Origin of the sequence: Streptomyces sp. TP-A0356 (genome assembly GCF_001417775.1) — a bacterium.
Lineage (GTDB): Bacteria > Actinomycetota > Actinomycetes > Streptomycetales > Streptomycetaceae > Streptomyces.
Genome location: NZ_BBZJ01000004.1, coordinates 1 through 1655, shown reverse-complemented (window position 1 = coordinate 1655; position 1655 = coordinate 1). Strand labels below are relative to the sequence as shown.

Sequence of the window (1655 nt, the reverse complement as noted above, 5' to 3'; positions counted from 1 at the left end):
TAAGTTAGAGCTGGAGTGGCCCAGGGAAAGGACGGGGCGCATATGACGACCCAGACGCCGGCCGAGCGGGCCCTGGCTCGCTCGTACACCACCGGTGACAGCAGCGTCAGGTTCAGCATCGCCGATCTGTCGGTGGACCACCGCCCGAATGGCCATGCGGTGCTGACATACCAGATCACCGTGGAGCGCAAGGGCTGGCAGGACGAGCGTTGGGCGGTCACTCTGCCCTTGGACGACCGGTCCTTCGCGGACGTTTTGGCCTCCTCCGCACCTGATCCTGACCGACTGCGGCAGCTCGTGCACCTAGTCCACGCCCTGCTAGTGCCGCATCATGAACCGCTCCGGGTCTGATGGAGGCTCGATTCCCTGAGAGGATCGAGTCATGGCACGTCCGTCCCCCTACCCTGTCGAGCTTCGCGAGCGTGCGGTGCGCATGGTCACGGAGATCCGTCCGAACTACCCGACCGAGTGGGCCGCGATGAAAGCGGTCGCGGCGAAGCTGGGTATCGGTGCGGCCGAGACGGTGCGGACCTGGGCCCGCAAGGCCGAGGTGGACGCGGGCCAGCGGCCCGGCACCACGTCCGAGGCGGCCGCGGAGATCAGGCGTCTGCGGGCGGAGAACGCCGAACTGCGGCGGGCGAACGAGATCTTGAAGGCGGCATCGGCTTTCTTCGCGGCCGAGCTCGACCGGCCGTCAAAGCGCTCGTAGCGTTCATCGACGAGTTCAAGAAGGTGTTCGGGGTCGAGCCGATCTGCCGTGTGCTTTCCGATCACGGACTGAAGATCGCAACGAGCACCTACTACGCCGCCAAGAACCGCGCTCCCAGCTCCCGCGCGATGCGGGACACGGAGCTGAAGGCGCACATCAGCCGGGTCCACACCGACAACTACGGCGTCTACGGAGTCCGGAAGGTCTGGCGGCAGCTTCATCGCGAGGGCATAGCCGCGGCTCGCTGCACGGTTGCCCGGCTGATGCGCGAGCTCGGCCTGGAAGGCGCCCGCCGCGGCAAGAAGGTCCGAACCACCCTGCGCGACGACGGGCATGAACGGGCGGCTGACCTGCTGCAACGCGACTTCACCGCGTCCCGGCCGAACGAGAGGTGGGTTGCCGACTTCACCTACGTGGCCACCTGGGCGGGGATCGTCTACGTCGCATTCGTCGTGGACGTCTTCTCCCGGGCGGTCGTCGGCTGGTCCGCGGCCACGAGCAAGCGGGCCAAGCTCGTCCTCGACGCCCTCGACATGGCCCTGTGGCGGCGCGACCGCGCCGGAACTCCCGCCGAACCGGGACTTGTTCATCATTCGGATGCGGGCAGTCAATACACGTCTTTCGCATTCACCGCGCACCTGATTGAGGCCGGCATCGACGCCTCGATCGGCACCGTCGGCGACGCCCTGGACAACGCGCTCATGGAATCACAGATCGGCCTCTACAAAACGGAGCTGATCAAGCCCCGCAAGCCCTGGCACGGCCTTGCCGACGTCGAACTCGCCACCGCGGAATGGGTCGACTGGTTCAACAACCAACGGCTCCACAGTGCGACCGGCGACATCCCGCCCCACGAGTACGAGACCAACCACTACGCTCAATACCAGCCCCAACCGGAGGCTGGAGTCAACGCATAGAGCCTCCACCGATCCCGGAGCGGTTCATC

Annotated in this window: 2 protein-coding genes; both read left to right on the top strand. The window is 66.4% G+C overall.

From position 1 onward, the window contains the following. Positions 1–42 precede the first annotated feature (42 nt). Entirely contained in the window at positions 43–351 is a 309-nt protein-coding gene (locus ASC56_RS00040; protein ID WP_055489031.1) for a hypothetical protein, read from the top strand. Positions 352–382: 31 nt separating this feature from the next. Continuing rightward, positions 383–1626 (top strand): IS3 family transposase gene (locus ASC56_RS00030; protein ID WP_107309137.1). Its coding sequence is split into 2 segments (ribosomal slippage): positions 383–665 and positions 665–1626, totalling 1245 coding nucleotides; the frame shifts between segments, so codons are not numbered across the junction. Positions 1627–1655 lie beyond the last annotated feature (29 nt).

Coding starts and splice junctions, on each gene's coding strand:
- ASC56_RS00040 (WP_055489031.1), top strand. CDS start 43: ATGACGACCCAGACGCCGGCCGAGCGGGCCCTGGCTCGCTCGTACACC.